General features: G+C 43.2%; 17 protein-coding genes. 5 read left to right on the top strand and 12 right to left on the bottom strand.

Annotation, left to right across the window (positions count from 1 at the left end):
- The first annotated feature begins 203 nt into the window (after positions 1-203).
- The 3 genes from H538_RS0122375 to H538_RS0122385 all read left to right on the top strand — a co-directional run bounded on the left by H538_RS0122375 (position 204) and on the right by H538_RS0122385 (position 2476).
- The gene (locus tag H538_RS0122375; protein WP_026679477.1) at positions 204-1379 is read left to right on the top strand and encodes a DUF2515 domain-containing protein; all 1176 of its coding nucleotides are present in this window, start codon (positions 204-206) and stop codon (positions 1377-1379) included.
- Positions 1372-1758: a CBO0543 family protein gene (locus H538_RS0122380; RefSeq protein WP_245595311.1), complete on the top strand. Its 387-nt coding sequence runs from the start codon at positions 1372-1374 to the stop codon at positions 1756-1758. The genes H538_RS0122375 and H538_RS0122380 overlap by 8 nt, the downstream gene beginning before the upstream one ends.
- 118 nt (positions 1759-1876) lie before the next feature.
- A complete protein-coding gene (locus H538_RS0122385; RefSeq protein WP_026679479.1) occupies positions 1877-2476 on the top strand; it encodes a nitroreductase family protein in 600 nt (199 codons plus the stop codon).
- Between the two features lie 62 nt (positions 2477-2538).
- Here H538_RS0122385 and H538_RS0122390 read toward each other — a convergent pair whose 3' ends face one another.
- A complete protein-coding gene (locus tag H538_RS0122390; protein WP_026679480.1) occupies positions 2539-3024 on the bottom strand; it encodes a VanZ family protein in 486 nt (161 codons plus the stop codon).
- 109 nt (positions 3025-3133) lie between these two features.
- On the opposite strand from H538_RS0122390, the gene H538_RS0122395 reads away from it, so the two are divergent.
- Positions 3134-4330, top strand: a complete 1197-nt coding sequence (locus H538_RS0122395) for an aminotransferase-like domain-containing protein (RefSeq protein ID WP_026679481.1) — start codon at positions 3134-3136, stop codon at positions 4328-4330.
- 170 nt (positions 4331-4500) lie between these two features.
- On the opposite strand, the gene H538_RS0122400 is transcribed toward H538_RS0122395, so the two are convergent.
- Positions 4501-6489, bottom strand: coding sequence for a glycosyltransferase (locus tag H538_RS0122400; RefSeq protein WP_026679482.1), 1989 nt, complete (start codon positions 6487-6489; stop codon positions 4501-4503).
- 146 nt (positions 6490-6635) lie between these two features.
- Between H538_RS0122400 and H538_RS0122405 the strand changes: the two genes are divergently transcribed.
- Positions 6636-7040 carry a hypothetical protein gene (locus tag H538_RS0122405; protein ID WP_026679483.1) on the top strand — a complete coding sequence of 135 codons (405 nt, stop codon included), beginning with the start codon at positions 6636-6638 and terminating at the stop codon, positions 7038-7040.
- A gap of 275 nt (positions 7041-7315) precedes the next feature.
- On the opposite strand, the gene H538_RS0122410 is transcribed toward H538_RS0122405, so the two are convergent.
- From H538_RS0122410 to xylE, 10 genes are all read right to left on the bottom strand, one after another.
- The gene (locus H538_RS0122410; protein WP_026679484.1) at positions 7316-7699 is read right to left on the bottom strand and encodes an alpha-L-fucosidase; all 384 of its coding nucleotides are present in this window, start codon (positions 7697-7699) and stop codon (positions 7316-7318) included.
- A 222-nt stretch (positions 7700-7921) separates the two neighbouring features.
- Positions 7922-8905, bottom strand: a complete 984-nt coding sequence (guaC, locus tag H538_RS0122415) for a GMP reductase (protein ID WP_026679485.1) — start codon at positions 8903-8905, stop codon at positions 7922-7924.
- 165 nt (positions 8906-9070) lie between these two features.
- Positions 9071-9445, bottom strand: a complete 375-nt coding sequence (locus H538_RS0122420) for a VOC family protein (protein ID WP_026679486.1) — start codon at positions 9443-9445, stop codon at positions 9071-9073.
- Positions 9446-9572: 127 nt separating this feature from the next.
- Positions 9573-10010: a hypothetical protein gene (locus H538_RS0122425; RefSeq protein WP_026679487.1), complete on the bottom strand. Its 438-nt coding sequence runs from the start codon at positions 10008-10010 to the stop codon at positions 9573-9575.
- Positions 10011-10249: 239 nt separating this feature from the next.
- Positions 10250-10693, bottom strand: a complete 444-nt coding sequence (locus tag H538_RS0122430; RefSeq protein WP_026679488.1) for a GNAT family N-acetyltransferase — start codon at positions 10691-10693, stop codon at positions 10250-10252.
- A gap of 54 nt (positions 10694-10747) precedes the next feature.
- Positions 10748-11302, bottom strand: coding sequence for a GNAT family N-acetyltransferase (locus H538_RS0122435; RefSeq protein ID WP_026679489.1), 555 nt, complete (start codon positions 11300-11302; stop codon positions 10748-10750).
- A 299-nt stretch (positions 11303-11601) separates the two neighbouring features.
- The gene (locus tag H538_RS0122440; RefSeq protein WP_026679490.1) at positions 11602-12654 is read right to left on the bottom strand and encodes an aldose epimerase family protein; all 1053 of its coding nucleotides are present in this window, start codon (positions 12652-12654) and stop codon (positions 11602-11604) included.
- A 47-nt stretch (positions 12655-12701) separates the two neighbouring features.
- On the bottom strand, positions 12702-14201 hold the full coding sequence (gene xylB, locus H538_RS0122445; protein WP_026679491.1) for a xylulokinase: 1500 nt from the start codon (positions 14199-14201) through the stop codon (positions 12702-12704).
- 61 nt (positions 14202-14262) lie between these two features.
- Positions 14263-15594, bottom strand: a complete 1332-nt coding sequence (xylA, locus tag H538_RS0122450; protein WP_026679492.1) for a xylose isomerase — start codon at positions 15592-15594, stop codon at positions 14263-14265.
- 161 nt (positions 15595-15755) lie between these two features.
- Positions 15756-17150, bottom strand: coding sequence for a D-xylose transporter XylE (gene xylE, locus H538_RS0122455; protein ID WP_026679493.1), 1395 nt, complete (start codon positions 17148-17150; stop codon positions 15756-15758).
- Positions 17151-17476 lie beyond the last annotated feature (326 nt).

Genomic DNA, 17476 nt, shown 5'->3' on the forward strand with positions numbered 1-17476 from the left:
CCCGCTCTCCCCAATTGATTGATATCCTGCTCGAATTGATCGATATCTCTTCTCATTTGACTGATATCGCTCACGATTTGATTGATAAACAGAAATTCGGGTTCCCGCTCCGCTCGACTCGCTAGGTGAAGTAAAGAAAGTCTGTTTCCTCTTCATTTATTTCAACTATCAATAATAAAATAGAATGAAAACGAAAATGGAACCTGGGGGAAGAAACGTTGAAGAAACGATGGGGCGCCCTGCCGTATTCCCTGTTAGACGTTAAAGATGAATTAAAGAAAAAAAGCAAAACGAAGCCTCCTGTCCCGATGAAATCGGATTTAACGACCGAGGAGAAAGCGATTATTCGCCATATCGAAGAACGGACAAGACAACATAATAAAAACAACGTGACCCGTACGCAAAGCTATTTGGATTTTTACAATCAGCATCCGGAAATTGAGTGGGCGCTGCTTGGCCATATGGTTTCGCGAAACGGCGGCTGGAACATGACTGATCTCAAGGGCGAGCTCTATACGAGACTATTATCCGAAAAAGAACAACATACCTTTTTCTCATTTTTAGAGCGCGGTAACTGGCTAATTTTCCAGGACGTCTACCCTCAATTTTTGTTGTACGAGCAAAGCGTGAAACGGAAAGAAAACTTGTTTTACCTTCTTCCTTTTTTTAACGTTTCAACGTTTATGGAAACGATGTGGAATCATTTTTGGCGAAAAGGCGACCGTTATCAATTGGCGATCGCAACCGTCATCAATGAACAAAACTATATCGAAAATCGGGTCATCCAAAACGACTATTTTAAAAAGACGGTCCTACAGACAATGAACTTTCAACTCTATGACTTTTTCCGCTTTAATCATATTCTCTTTCCTTATTATAAAGATGGAAGAAATCAAGAAGTCGGATTACTCGGTAACACTTTGCAACACTTCACTTCCCTACATGAGCGGATTATGTTAGGCAAGCGGCTGTATGCTTTGCTTTTTCGCCAGGAACGGTTATCCGACATCGTTCGCTGGGCATCCGATCATCCGCATACCGGTTCACGAAAAGATTACTGGCCCCATTTGTTTTATGATGTGAACGAGACTTTCTCCCGCGCCATCTATAAGCGCAGGCTGAAAAACTGCCAACTGCGGAAAGGGGCAGGACGTTTGTATAGCCCGCCGCTGGTATATGCGTGGAAAGAAGTCGAGCATGAAGAAGCAAATCCCGGCGACTGGTTTGAAGACTGGCAGATTATCGACTATTTGATCGACAAAAATGAAACGATAAATGGAGAGATAAAGGATGAATACTGCAAAACATTGGAGGCGATCGAGCTTGCGATTCTGGCGAAAAGCGCCGTCCTCCTCCGGGAAGAGGATGAGGATGGATGACGACCTGAAAGCAATCGTTCTAGCTGTTCTTTTCGCATCTTTTATTGGAACGTATATGGACTTGCTGTTTGTTGGGTGCAACTTGTATACCTTTCCAGTACGGCCTCTTGCCAGCGTCTTTTCGGTGAATATCGCGTTTACTTTATTTTTGTTGCCCCTCGTGACCGCGGTCTTTTTACGGATTGCACGAAAGCTTCATCCCTTTTCAAGATTCATTTTGATCGTTTTCATCGGCCTTCTGGCAGGAGTTGGCGAACAACTTGCTGAAACATTCGGATGGTTCATCCATAGCAGGTCATGGCATCACTCCTACTCCATTTTCGGCTATATCGTTTTCCTCCTCATCATCTGGCGCGTATATCGTTTGTTTCTTAAATAAAATGGCGTGTTCTTTTTTCACTTTTAAAAAATACATAATCAACTTGACTTCATGAAATATAATTATTATACTTACTTACATAAAGTAATTACATAACAAATCGGGAGGAATCCATTCTATGAGCAAAGATTTTTATGCCGCAGTGAAAGATAGACGATCCATTTATGGAATTAGCAAGGAAGCCGTCGTTTCGGATGAGCGCATTCAAGAAGTGATCGAGCATGCCGTGAAGCACACACCTTCTTCTTTTAATTCACAAAGCGCGAGAGTCGTCCTTTTATTGGGCGAACAACACGATAAGCTCTGGGACATTACGAAAGAAACGTTAAGAAAAATCGTTCCTGCTGATCAATTTGCGCCGACGGAAGAAAAAATGAATGCATTCAAGAGTGGATATGGAACGGTGCTGTTTTTTGAAGATGAGACGGTTATTGAACAATTGCAACAGAGCTTCCCTTCGTATAAAGAGAACTTCCCGATCTGGTCCCATCATTCTTCCGGCATGCACCAATTTGTCGTTTGGACCGCATTGGAAATTGAAGGGTTCGGCGCCACATTGCAACATTACAATCCATTGATAGACGATCAAGTAAAACAAGAGTGGAACATTCCGGCAGAATGGAAACTCATTGCCCAAATGCCATTCGGAAAGCCAACTGTCCAACCTGGCGAGAAAGAGTTCAAGCCGCTTGAAGACCGAATAAAAGTATTTAAATAAACAAAAGAAGGCGTGCACATCAGTCTGCATGCCTTCTTTTTATACCAACTACGCGTCTGTCTTCACTTTTTCAACTTTATTTTTTTATAAATAAAAAACGCAAGGATCAGTCCGATAAGGCCGCCGACCGAATCCAGGATGACGTCCTCGACATGCGGGCTTCTCCCGCCTGTGAAATGTTGGTGAAATTCATCCGACGCTGCATAAAGGACGGTAATAAGGAGCGACAGAATGAACGCCGCACCCTCCCGCAAATACTGGCGGATCGCCCGGTACAGCAAAAAGGCCAAAATGAAATAAACACTGAAGTGGGCAAACTTGCGAATAAAAAATTGAACAAAATCCGCTGCCCCGAGATGCTGAATGCTTACTTCATCTCCCGCATAATCAAACTTCACCCAGGAAAATGCTGAATCGATCATATGCAAAGGAAGGTACTCCGTCAATGTCGGCTTCAGATCTTGCTTTTTATACGGCTGCGAAGAAGAGTAGAAAATGACGCCCGCCCACACGATAACCGGGAGCCAGTATGCCATCCATTTTTTCATATCCATCACCATTCTTTGCTATAATGAACTATCATAACATAAGCGCGGATCTAGTACAGTGAATCATCCATTTTATTTAGATAGAATCAAAAAGAAAGGGGAGAAGGTCTTGAAGTATGAAACATTCTTTCCGGATAATGTAAAAATCGCTCTTTCGAATGACCCTCCAGGAGCCTGGATGCCAAAAATCCCGCATCATTGCATTCGATTGCATGCAGGGTACCCAGCACCTTCCCTCATCCCGGATAAAGAAATCAATTCCGCAGTCAACGATTTAATAACCACCGAGCGTGATTTGCCTTTCCATTATCTCGGCAGTTCAAATGTTGAACGGCTAAAAGAAAAAATACGAAGGCGGCTATCCGAAAGGGGGATCACCGCTCGAGAGAATGAGCTTCTTATGACTTCAGGAAGCAGCCAGGCCATTGATCTAATCGCCCGGATTCTTCTTGATCAATCGGCCATCGTGGTTGTGGAGGCGCCGACCTATATGGAAGCGCTGGAGACGTTTAAAAATTACACACGTCACATCCTCACTGTTCCGATAGACGAACACGGGCTTAAGGTTGATGCTCTGGAAACGGTGCTTCGCAAAAGAAAGAAAGAAAAATTACCGATGCCGCGATTCGTGTATACGATCCCTTCCTTTCACAATCCGACAGGCGTTACGATGAGTCATGAGCGCCGGCGGCAATTGCTGAGTCTTGCCTCACAATTTGACTTCCTGATCGTTGAGGATGACGCATACGGGGAGTTGTCCTTTTCAAAAAGCCCCGTTCCGCTTAAAGCCATCGATACTGAAGGGCGGGTCCTCTACGTCGGGTCGCTTTCTAAAGTAGTGGCTCCGGGTATTCGCGTCGGATGGATTGCCGGTGCTAAAAGCTTCGTCTCTTCATGCAAGTGGTTTAAGAAGGATTTAGATCATCCATTTATGCAAGCGGCAATCGGCACTTACTTGCATAACAGCAATTTTAAGGAACGAATAAAACACGTAAAGGAAGCTTACAGGAAGAGACGTGATTGTATGGTTGCCGCACTTCGGCAATCCATGCCTGAGTGGGTCACGTGGGATGTTCCGGACGGAGGTTACTTCGTTTGGCTTCATGCCCCGAACATCGATGCCTCTTCATTGCTGGAGGAATCTTTAAACATAGGAGTCTCATTTATCCCGGGCCAATATTTTTTCTTACATCCTCATGAAGGAAAGGAATACCTTCGGCTGTCATTTAGCTACGAACAGCCGGAGCGCATGACCCTCGGCGTTCAAAAATTAGCGGAACTTATACGAACGAATGTAAATCAATAGTTCCGGTTTTATATAATTCATTTAAATTCGAAATATATCAGCCACTTTTTATCGAATAACGGCCACTTCTACTAATTTATCAGCCGATTAACTAAAAATGGAATCCATTTAAAGGAAGAAGAGCATGTTTACCGCTAAACATGCTCTTCCGCATGAAAAAAGGCAGGGTTCTATGGCATAAAAAAATTCAGCAGGTTTTTGATAGGGCCATCTTCTTCAGGCGCTATTTTAAAGCTTACATTTCCATGCTTTGTGATATACGGAGAGAGCCTGTGGTTGACGTTTGATGGCAGTTCAATGGATTTCCCGCGATCGCCTTTTCCGAGGCGGATGAATTGGTGGTCATTTCGGAGAGAACAACTGACATACACATCGAGCTTTCCCTCTTCCAACTTGAATTGTCTTGCAAGACCGGTCAGGGAAAAGATGCTTGTAAATTGTGCCGCATGTTCATCCTTCCACTCGACCTGTGCCGCCAAATACTGATCGATTAACTTGGTTCGTTCCCTTATATATAAGGAAAGCTTCAAGTCTTCTTGCAAACTTTCGATTCCCTTTGGAAAAGCAATGGTTCCTTCCAGTTTCATTTCATCATTATGATAGTCTACATTCGTTAACGTGAGTTGCGGCTTGCCAAGATTTGCCCGGCGGCATTTTTGCTCGGACGCTTTTTCAAAAACACGAAGCCATTCCTGCGCAAACTTTTCATCACTTAACGTGTCTGCGATCTTCCGCGCTTCCTCGCCCATGAGCCGCCTTTTTTCCTGGTTGGTGAAAAGCTCAATCATGGCGTCGCTTAGCGCCTCGATGTCATTCGGGTCAATTAAGAGGCCGTCTATCCCATTGGTGATCACATCATGTGGCCCGTATTTAATATTAAAGCTGATAACGGGTGCCCCTGCTGCCATGCTTTCGATGATCACAAGCCCAAAGCCTTCCGTTTTCGACGTCATGACGGAAAAAGCCGCGCGCTCAAAGACGCCGTATGGATTTATGGTGAACCCTTTAATGAATACATGTTTTTCTAATTTCAACTCATGGATCAGCCGACTGAGGTTCTCTTTTTGGGATCCAAATCCCCACAATTCAAGTTTTGCTTCAGGCACACGATCCGCTACTTTGCGGAACGCCCGGACTGCCGCTTCCACATTTTTTAATTTTGAAAACCGTGAAACGACGACGGCCGTATACGCCTCCCGCTTGTCCGGTGCGACCTCAACTTTTCTTGCGCTATGCCCGATTGCATCATACGTTGTCCGTGGTCCAAAACGCCGTTGAACATCATTTTTTTGCTCGTTTGTTAAAAATACGACCGCGTCAAACTGGCTTAAGTTTTCTAACGCGTACTCATTCCGTTTCGCCAGGGGCGCGCCGTACGTATAGGGAGCGGCCAGATGGTTGCTATGAATCATGACCACTTTCGCCACATTCGGATGTTCAACCGCGACAAGCAAATCATCCGTTACGCGGGAATCCGAAAGAAAAATGGGGTTCGATTCCGATTCGGCGATCCGCTCAAGCCAGTATGTTTTTAGTTCTTTCATTTTTCCAAAAGTCCGTACACCATCCTGCTGAAACCAATTGACCCTGGTCGCTTTACCGTCTTCAGGATCATACCAGACGGATAAAAAGCAATGGCCGCTTTCATCGTAAAAAAGCGACTGGCGCGGTTGGTTCAAAAGAAAGTCCATATACTCTTTCTTGCGGACCCTTCCCTTCGAATCGTACCATTCGCGAGACGTCCGATACCGGTTTTCGTTAAAGTAATCAATGAACTCCAGCTTGCCGCCTTCGCCATAACTTTTGTACTTTACATATAAACCGTCTTTATAAAGCCTGTAAGCATTCTTTTTTGGATCGGGCTCGACCGTGAATCCTTCTTCCTCAATGGGGCGGTTGATGGCGGTGGCCGGACTTTCCGATTGTGTTTGATTGGCTAAAAACTCATAAAGATTATGAATGACGACATTTTCTTTTAATTTTCCCGAGTCTCTTAAAGTTTGCCGAATAGCATCATAATCGGGATTAAAATTAAATGTTAAAATGTTAATCCGTTCGAATTGTGAAGCTAATATATTTGCACGGTTATAAAGGGCCTTCGTCACCCCACCTCGAACCGTTTCAATCGCATGGATCATAAAGAAAAGTTGTGCATCCATTGATGTCTCTCCTCATTTTCGAGCATTAATGTTCCACATTCTTTGTCTTCCCAAACCTTGTCAGTATAAAACATAATTGTTCTAGATGTATGTGCCATGAAAAGAAATGCTGAATAAGCTAATTTTATAAAGGAGGTTTAAGTCAGGTGTACAATTCTTATCACCCCGGCTGGCACTACCCCCCGGGTCAAACAGGAAACGGCTGGCAAAACGGATACCCCGGGCAAACGAACAACCGTGCTCATGGGCAAGGATCAGGGGACACCGCTAATGGCGGCGCTCAGGGACATCCATCGACTTACCAGGCAATCAGCCAGGGGCAAGGAACCCCTCAAGGCTATACGTATCCGCCATACCCGGCGCCAGGTTCCTATGGCGCTTCATCCGATATGCAATACATTTTCCAGGTGCTCGTCAACCTTGGGAACCAATTAGATCAATTAAGCAGGTTGATTGCGCAGAACAATCAATTGCTGCAATCGATGCATGGAGCGGAAGACACGAAATGCGTTCAGGGCGCTGGCGGTGGCGCGATCATTGTGCGAATGTAAATTTAGCTGGGAGTCCGGGTCGGGCCAAATCAGCAAAAGGCCGATTCCCTCTTGCTTCACTCGGACACTACGTAAAAAGGGTTGCTATATGGCAATCTTTTTTACATGGAATTTCTTCATCATTGATCGATCATCGCCCTTCCCCCTACTCCTCCAACAATTCCAGCTCAATGACTGTATCCCATTCATCAGGCAGCTGTGCACCGGGTAAGTTGATGAGCACCGCTTGCGATGTCGGAATATTGCTCGGCCGTCCATGGCGTTTGACATGAAGCTCAGACCCGTCGACCAGCAATCTTGCTTTTTTTGATTTTTCCTTTCAGCCCCTGAAAATCAATCGGGCCAGTCCCCCGATCATAGACGTGAGCGTAAAGGAAGTTTCCTTTTTGGGTGTTGCGTCCCCACTCCGGTTTTGGAAGATTAGCCGAGCTGCAGCCGTAAATGCTCTCACCGTTGTTCTTCATCCATTTTCCAACCGCTTCTAAAATCTCAAGTAATTCTTCCGGAATTTCCCCCATCGCATTCGGTCCTACATTCAATAAAAGGTTGCCGTATTTGCTGACGCACTCTACCAATGCGCGGATCAAGTTCCTCACCTCTACAATTCTCGTAATAGCATTTCTGGCAAAAAAGACCGGTACCTTTGTTCGGACAATCACGTTCTGGCCCCTCGACAATCCATTCAGGATTTCCGACAAAAATTTACCTTTTAATTCAGAATTCGTGGATAATTACCACGAAATAGAATACCCCTGATCCAAAAAATGTTCAGGGGTTGTTTTAATCTATTTTTCACCAGGAAACAACGGAGCAACAATTACGATATGCATTCCCGTCCTTTGGAGAAAGCGATTCGTACAACGATTGAATTAATTTTAAAATCAATACACCTTATCTCCGTTAAAAATGGAGTTTTTCACAACGACATAATCGACATTGCGGATGGCGTCAAGCTTGTTTCCTCCAGCATAAGAAATTGAGGATTGAAGATCTTGCTCCATTTCGATCAACGTATCTTTCAAAGAGCCTTTGAACTCGACAAACATTTTTTTCCCTTCTACATTTCTTCGTTCGCCTTTTTGAAATTCCGAAGCTGAGCCAAAGTATTCTTTATAGAGTTTGCCGTCTTTTTCAATCGTTACTCCTGGAGATTCTTCGTGTCCGGCAAATAATGATCCGATCATCACCATCGATGCACCAAATCGAATCGATTTAGCGATATCGCCATGTGTGCGGATACCTCCGTCGGCAATAATTGGCTTGCTTGCCGCTTTTGCGCACCATCTTAACGCGGCCAATTGCCAGCCGCCTGTTCCAAATCCAGTTTTAATTTTCGTAATGCACACTTTTCCCGGTCCAATCCCTACTTTTGTCGCATCTGCACCGGCATTCTCAAGTTCACGTACGGCTTCTGGTGTTCCGACATTTCCTGCAATGACGAAACTTTCAGGCAAATGTTTCTTAATATGCTGAATCATCTTGATCACATTATTGGAATGACCATGCGCGATATCAATCGTAATGAACTCAGGCACAAGACGCTCCTCTGCTAATTGCTCGATGAATGCGAATTCTTCCGCTTTCACGCCAACACTAATCGATGCGATTAATCCACGTGATTTCATATCTTTGACGAAAGAGAGGCGTTTCTCCGGCTGGAATCGATGCATAATGTAGAAATAGCCGTTTTCCGCCAAATATATTGAAATTTTTTCATCAATGATCGTCTGCATATTGGAAGGGACGACAGGCAATCTAAATGTATGCCCTCCCAACGTTACCGAAGTATCGCACTCTGTTCGACTATCTACTATACATTTTGCTGGAATTAATTGAATATCTTCATAATCAAACACATTTTCCATGAAATTTCACCTCAAACACGAATATTAAACTATATTCATTCAAAAACGTTCGTATATTTTCACTATACCTAACTTTTATTAGGATGTCAAAATTTATTGAAACTATTAGAAAGGTTTCTTTCCGTTAATTTTTTACATATGCAACGCCAGTGAGTCTAGAAGAGTTTACTTTTTTATCCATTCCAGAAATTCTATACGGTTTCCAAAAGGGTCGAAAACATAGAACCTATTAGCTCCAGGCAGATGATCATCTTCAATAACAGCAACGCCGTTTGTTCTAAGGTGTTTTTTTAACTCCTCAACCTTTTCGATCTCAAATGCAGGATGTGCCTTTTTAGACGGGGAAAATGGTTCTTCAATCCCTATATGTACTTGATAATTTCCGAATCTAAACCAGACCCCGCCGCGTTTCTTTAATTCTTCCGGCTTTTCAATTTCAGCCAAACCTAAAATATTCTTATAAAACTTTCTTGCAATGTCCTCACTGCCTTTAGGAGCAGCCAGCTGAATATGGTCAATCGCTTTAAAAATAAAAGACATTTTGATCCTCTCCCTTTGCTTTGCTCTCCCCAATTTTAGGCGAAACAGGATAATAAGAAGATTTTAAAATGATTATTCATAAGCATAAGTCTTGCTTATCAGCAAAATAATGAAGGCTGCTTAAACTCTAATTCACTTTAAGGGCGAAAACATAGGAAGCATCACCGTGCATTTCGTCCGTCCACCATACGTCGTACGAATAATAATAGATGCCTATTTGTGAAGGTACCCTAAACTGATGATTTTTTACCTCGATTTCAGCTTGATTGCCTTTGTTCATTTGCACAACATGGAATTCATTTGGTTTTGGCTCATAATCCATTGCAAACGTTACATTTTCACCTGGTTTTACTTTTATGGCCTTTTTTTCCTTTAATAAATCGGTCGGCCCAACGGTATCCACACACGATGTTTTCCAGCAATACGTGCCCAATTTCGTTTCATAGGTTTGATCACCAATCTTTATGAACGCTTTTGGCGGCTTTTCCCCGGCTAACTCGCCATTTGAACACCCCATGATATTCATTGCAACAAGAATAAGTAAGACGGCCAACCACCGATTCATTTAAATACCACCTTTACACCCTTCATTTTTTGTCAGTGCGACCATAATGAGTGTTACGAGCCCCATTGTTTAATGCCGGCTAAAGGACATTTTTCATGCATGGACCCTTAATTTTGTCCTTTAGAGCCTTTCTATAAGACATTTTTCATACTGCGGGCCACAATTTTGTCCATTAGAGCTGGTCTAAAGGACACTTTTTATACCGCAGGCTCCGTTTTCATCCATTAACATATACATGATTAAAGCAGCATCTTCACCATCGTATAATAACTGCTACCGGGCGGATAATCTTTGATTTCGCCTACCACTTTATATCCCTTTAATTCATAAAAAGAACGCGCTTGAAATTCAAAAGTAGTTAACAGGGCTTTTTTCGCTCCTTTTTCCATAGCGATTTTTTCAGTTTGATCGAGTAAGCGCCCGCCTAATCCTTGCCCCCTGAATTCTTCGCTTAGCCACAAGTCGTTAATTTCAACCCAGCCCCAATATACTTCTGCGTTGATGCCCCCGATCCATTGTCCATTATCGTCTGATGCAATGATGTTTATTGGCTGTATAGAGCCACTTTTCCTTGCCTCTTTATGATAAATAGAGCGTTCATTATTAAACTCCTTTATCTTCGCCTTTAAAAAAGTTGAAAACTGATTGTCATTCTCCAATAAAACTTCGAAATTATCATTCATCATCACGTTCTCCTTGTATAAATACAGTAGTATTTTTTGCAAAAATAACAGCTATTAATTTGTAAAATGTGCCATAACTATTAAGTCATGATATGTTTCGCTATCAATCTTTATCGCTTTTACTTTGCGCCCTTCCTCGGCAAAACCCAATTTTTTATATAAACAGATGGCATTCGAATGGTCTGCGAATACTTCAAGGCAAACTTTTTCGATTAAAGGATTTCCTTTTGCCCACTCTAGCAATACGGTTAATAGCGCTTTACCAACTCCTTGATTTCTAAATATGCCCGCAACGCTCATACCGAAAGCGCCTTGATGTTTAGTTCTCTCTTTATGTCCATTATGGAAATCTAAAAAGCCAATGACTTCTCCTTGATACTCAGCGATAATCGCTAATTTCCCCTTATCGTCTGCCATCTGTTTTAATAACTCTTTTTCTTGATCATACGTTATATTAAATTCTGCCTCGGTCGTAACTAAATAAGGCGCCTCGCTAATGATTGCCTTGTTAAATGCAAGTATCTTTTCGGCATCTTCCGGCAATGCTGCTTTTACGTAAAATGTTTGGCCGTTCTTTGTTTGAAAAAGTTTTGGTTCAACTTTTTCCAAAAAAGCACCCCCTCCCATTCATATATAGATTCTTCTATTCCAATATTTTTCCTCCTGCCTTGCAAGAAAGAAGAACCTACTTTTGCCTCACCTTGAAATCAGCTTAATTCTTCAGACTTGGAACTTTTAATTTTTTCCAGTTTTGCATGCGAGAAAAGAAATTTTGGACAGAAATTTCGAGTTGGGAAAATAAAATTAATTAATGAAGAACCGATAGAAACCGGCTTTTTGTCGTTCAATTTTAGACAAAAAAATAGGCGGAATCGGCATTAGTCGATTCCGCCTTGAAATTTTAAAACTTATAGTTGAGTAATGCTAAATTTGTATTTTGTAATCGAATCGTATACCTCGCCTTTTTCCAAGATCCACGAAGGAAAATGCGGGTGGTGAATGGCATCAGGGATTCCCTGGGTCTCCAGGCAAATACCGAGGTACTTTCGAGAAGGAACACCGCGAATTTCGCCCTCGTCAGCCAGCTGATTCCCTGAATAAACGACAACGCCCGGTTCATCCGTTTCAACGGTCAATGTCCGTCCACTTTCCGGATCACAAAGAACCATTTCGTGATCACGGTTGGCGCTTAATAGAAAAGGATGGTCATATCCTTTCCCGGCAAGCTCATTTTGCGGGTGACCGGATTCAATGCCAGTTTTTATAACCCTCCCACCCCGGAAATCAAAAGGGGTATTCGCTACATCCGTGATTTCCCCGGTCGGCAAAAGTTCGCCGTTTAACGGGAAAAATTTATCGCTTTTTATCGCCAACGTATGGTTTAAGACGTCTCTTTTTAAATTACCGCTCAAATTAAAGTACGAATGGTTCGTTACATTTAATAGAGTCGTTTTGTCCGATTGGCCGCAATAATAGATAATCAATTCATTATGGTTATTTAACGTATAAGTAACCTGCATTTCTACATTGCCGGGATAGCCTTCTTCACCATCGGGGCTTATGTATTTGAATTGCACCGCGGCTTCCTCTTCGTTTTCAAATACAGAAGCGTCCCAAACGACGCGGCTAAACCCGTTGATCCCGCCATGAAGGTGGTTATTGTTATCATTTTTTGCCAAAGAATACGTTTTTCCTTCAAGCTCAAAAGACGCTCCGCCGATTCTTCCAGCCACTCGTCCTACGACACATCCAAAATAAGACGAGTTGTCCATATACTCCTTTAAACTGCCATAGCCTAAAACAATGTTTTCAAAGTTCCCATTTCGATCAGGAGTGATGATTTTGGTGATGATGCAACCGTAATCAATGCACGAAACCTCTATCCCATGGTCATTCAGAATCGTATAGGATGTGACGGATCTATTTCCTATCGCCCCGAACCACTCCTGTAGCACTCTCATGTTTTCCCCCTCTTTCCCGCATATATCGCATCTTATTTCTTTCGATTCTATTTTCTAAACTCCTGCAGCTGTTGCCCGAGGCCTTTCGTTTGTCCATACACTTGTTTGTAAATGTGGAAAAGCTTTTTGTATTTTTTTGCATGATCGTTGTGCGGTTTGTACGTTTTTACCGGATGAATGAAGTTTTCTGCACACTCTTTTAGCGACGAAAACCAGCCGCATCCGAATGCAGCAAGCATGGCGGCACCCATACCGGGCCCTTGTTCACTGGATAGCCTGACAATTTCGGCGTTAAAAATATCCGCCTGTAGTTGCAGCCACGTATCGTTTTTTGCCCCTCCGCCAATAGAGACGATCGTATCAATCGTTTTCCCGTTCTTCCTGAAGATTTCAATCGATTCATTCAGTGAGAATGTAATTCCTTCAACCACTGCCCGGACAAAGTCACGGCGTTTGTGGGAAGCATCCATCCCGATAAAGCTTCCGCGAATGGCGGAATCCGCATGCGGCGTTCTTTCTCCTACTAAATACGGTGTGAAAATCAATCCGTTCGCCCCAATCGGTACGTGGTCCATCTCTTGCAACAGTTGTTCAAACGTTTCATTTTTGGCAAAGGTGTCTTTAAACCAGCTTAGGCTGTAGCCAGCGGCCAATGTGACGCCCATCGTGTAAAATGCGTTCTCTTTCCCGTGGTTGAAATAGTGGACCTTTCCTTTAAAGTCCTGATCATTGCGCTCTTCATAGGAAAGGACGACTCCGGACGTCCCGATGCTCACAAGCGTTTTTCCTTCCGACAAAATTCCCGCTCCGATCGCTCCGCATGCATTGTCTGCTCCGCCGGCAAATACCTTAACGGACTCAGGTAAACCGGTCTTCTTCGCGAAATCGGGAGTAATCGTTCCAACAAGTTGATGGGACTCCACTAGCGGCGGACAAAGATCCGGATGAATGCCGACAAGTTCACAAATTTCTGTACTCCACTTTTTCTCACCAATGTTTAATAACAATGTGCCCGCTGCGTCAGAATACTCGCTATGGATTTTTCCTGTCATGGCAAAACGCAAATAATCTTTAGGGAGCATAAACAGATGCGCCTTCTGGAATACTTCCGGTTCATATTGTTTCACCCATAGAAGTTTTGGCAGCGTAAACCCTTCTAAGGCCGGGTTTTTGGCAATGGCAAGTAGCCGGTCTTTTCCAACCTGTTCATAAATTTGCCGGCATTGCTCAGTCGTTCTCGTATCATTCCATAAAATGGCGTTTCTTAGCACACGATAGCCCCCATCAAGCAAGACAAGCCCGTGCATTTGCCCAGAAAAGCTAATGCCTTCAATATCGCTTGTGTTCCCTTTTAAATGCTGAACGAGTTCGGCAATGCCTTCAGTTGTTTTCTCAACCCATTCTTGTGGGTTTTGTTCACTGTACCCGGATCTTTCTTGAATGAGCGGATAGGATCTCGAAACTTCATGACACACTTCTCCATTTTGATTGACGAGCAATATTTTAACCGCGCTCGTTCCAAGGTCAATTCCAATGACTGATTTCATTTTTGTCACCCTTTTGTAAAAATGCGCTGGAACGAATCCATTCCAGCACATCGATAGTTCGTTATACTGTTACACTGGTCAACGTTTCTAGCAAATATTGATTCACCAATGCCTTTAGACGTTCCTGGCGGCCGGATTTATTTTTGATTGCACCGAGCTCCAGTGCATATTGTTCAAGCTTATGGAAGTCTGTCTTGCCTTCGACGATCTCCAATCCGACACCTTTTCTGAAGCTTTCGTACCTTTCTTGAATAACAGCTTCCAATACGTTTTCCTCAATTAGTTTGTTCGCCACTTTCAAGCCAACGGCAAACGCGTCCATTCCGGCGATATGGGCATGGAACAAGTCTTCCGGTTCAAAGGAGCCCCTTCTCACTTTCGCGTCAAAATTAAGTCCTCCCTTGCCGAGGCCGCCGTTCATTAAAATTTCATACATTCCTAGAGTTGTAGAATATAAATCTGTCGGGAATTCGTCCGTATCCCAGCCAAGCAGCGTATCTCCCTGGTTCGCATCAACCGATCCAAGCATGCCGTTAATCCGGGCCACCCTCAGCTCATGTTCAAACGTATGGCCGGCAAGTGTCGCATGGTTCGCTTCAATATTAAATTTAAAGTGGTCGGAAAGGTCGTATTTTTGCAAGAAGGCTAGGCCAGTTGCAACATCGAAATCATATTGGTGCTTCGTCGGCTCTTTTGGCTTCGGCTCAATTAAAAACTGGGCATCAAAGCCAATTTCTTTCGCGTAATCTATTGCCATATGGAAGAAGCGGGCAAGGTTGTCCTGTTCAAGTTTCATGTCTGTATTCAATAACGTTTCATAGCCTTCACGGCCGCCCCAGAATACATAGTTTTCCGCGCCGAGCTCTTTGCCGATTTCAAGCCCTTTTTTCACTTTGGCCGCTGCAAAGGCGAAAACATCGGCGTTGTTGGATGTCGCTGCGCCGTGAACATATCTTGGGTGCGTGAACATGTTTGCCGTATTCCAGAGCAATTTCACTTTGCTTGTTTTCATGTAATCTTTGATCATTTTAACGATTGGGTCAAGATTTTCATATGTTTCCTTTAATGTATCTCCTTCTGGCGCAATATCGGTGTCATGGAAACAAAAGAAAGGAACATTTAGTTTTTCAAACAATTCAAACGCTGCTTCAACGCGCGCCTTTGCAAGATCGAGCCCTTTGAAGCGATCCCACGGGCGGACCATTGTCCCAGCGCCAAACGGATCGGTTCCATCAGCGGTAAATGTATGCCAATAGGCAACAGAAAAACGCAAAATTTCTTCCATCGTTTTGCCATTCACTTTTTCTTCCGGATTGTAATACTTAAAGGCAAATGGGTTTTTGGACGCCGGGCCTTCAAATTGAATTTGGTGGATATTCGGGAAATAACTCATGTCGTTCTCCTCCTTATTATTTTCACAATTTGCAACGCTTACAAAATACTTCATGTATGATTTCATTGTACGGCAAATTATTAGTTAGTGCATTAGATGAACTAAGTTTCGTGACTTTATTTTATCCTCTTTTTCTATAAAACTTCTTTTTCGAACATTTGTCACGCTGGTTTTGTCCAGCTTTTTTCCATTTCCTCAAGCGTCTTCCCTTTTGTTTCAGGGACAAACTTCCAAACAAATAATGCCGACAGAACGCTCATTATCCCATAGAAACTGTATGTCATCGCGCCAGAGTATTCCATCATCATCGGATATGTAGATGAAATTAAATAATTGGCGGCCCATTGCGCAGCGACAGCAATGGCTACAGCTTTCCCGCGGATCTTATTAGGAAAAATCTCAGAAATCAAAACCCAGCAAATAGGACCCCACGACATCATGAAGGAAGCCGTGTAAATGATAATGAAGAGCAATGTGCTTAATCCAATGACATTAAAGAAGGCGAGAGACGCTACGCCAAACATGCCAATGGCCATGCCTATGGAACCCGTTATCAATAGAGGTTTGCGCCCCCATCGATCGACAGTCACAATCGCAACAACTGTAAAAATAACATTGACCAGCCCCATGACGATCGTTTGCAGCATCGATGCATCTTTTGCCGCCCCCATGCTTTCGAAAATTCTCGGTGCATAATAAAGCGCGACATTGATGCCAACGAACTGTTGGAATATCGAGAGCAAGATTCCTATGAAAATCACTAATTTTCCATACGCAAATAGCTCTTCGGAGGAAACATTTGCATTTATCGTTTGCTTGATTTCCTTTAAGATGCCGCCAGCTTCTTTTGAACCATTGATTTTCGCGAGAATTGACAGCGCTTTCTCATCACGGTTTTTTAACGCAAGGTAACGCGGTGTTTCCGGTACGAGAAGCAAAAGCAGGCCGAACAACAGGGCCGGAATCGCTCCGGATGCAAACATATATCTCCAGCCAACATCATTGATCCATTGTGCCGTTTCCCCGTGAGCAATGGTCCAGTTGACAAAATACACAACGACCATTCCAAAAATGATCATAAATTGGTTAAATGACACCAATCGACCGCGAATGTCTGCAGGGGCAATTTCCCCGATATACATTGGACAAACGGCTGAAGCAAGGCCAACGCCGATTCCGCCTATCATTCGATAAATGTTAAAAGCAATGAGCAATGAAATCGTCGGTTCTCCTTTTGTGAAAAACAAAAACTCAGGGTAACTGGCTCCAAGGGCTGAAACGAAGAATAAGACGGATGCAATAATAAGCGATTTCTTGCGTCCGAATTTCGTTGCAAAATATCCAGAAATGAGGCCGCCGATAATACAGCCGATTAATGCGCTAGAAATGGTTGCTCCGTGAACGAACGCCCCTAAGTGCAAACTATCGATAAGATAGATTTGTAACGATTCCTCGGCACCGGATATGACAGCCGTATCATATCCGAAAAGCAATCCCCCTATTGCGGCTACAAGCGTGATCGAAAAAAGGTAAAATAAGTTTCGTTTTTCTCCCATCGATTGCGAAAACAGCTGATGCTATCCGAAAAAGCAAATCTCACACCCCCTTTTAAAACGCTTTCAAATGAATGATTAAAACTAAAGGTACCAGGGGGATGTCCAGAATTGCTTGAAGGATAATCGCATTCTTCTGTCTTCTTTCTCCTTTCCATATAAAGTTACACATATGCCCTACTTATGGAAATACACTTAAAACTTACTATTTTCAGAATATTTTACCCACTCCTTTTCGCTTCTCATTCAAAACGAACGGCCAACGGCTAAAGATATTGTTCGATGGATTTATTATAACAACCTTATCTTTGTTTGTCTATTAAACTAAC

Origin of the sequence: Fictibacillus gelatini DSM 15865 (assembly GCF_000430745.1) — a bacterium.
In the GTDB taxonomy this organism is placed as follows: Bacteria; Bacillota; Bacilli; order Bacillales; family Fictibacillaceae; genus Fictibacillus_A; species Fictibacillus_A gelatini.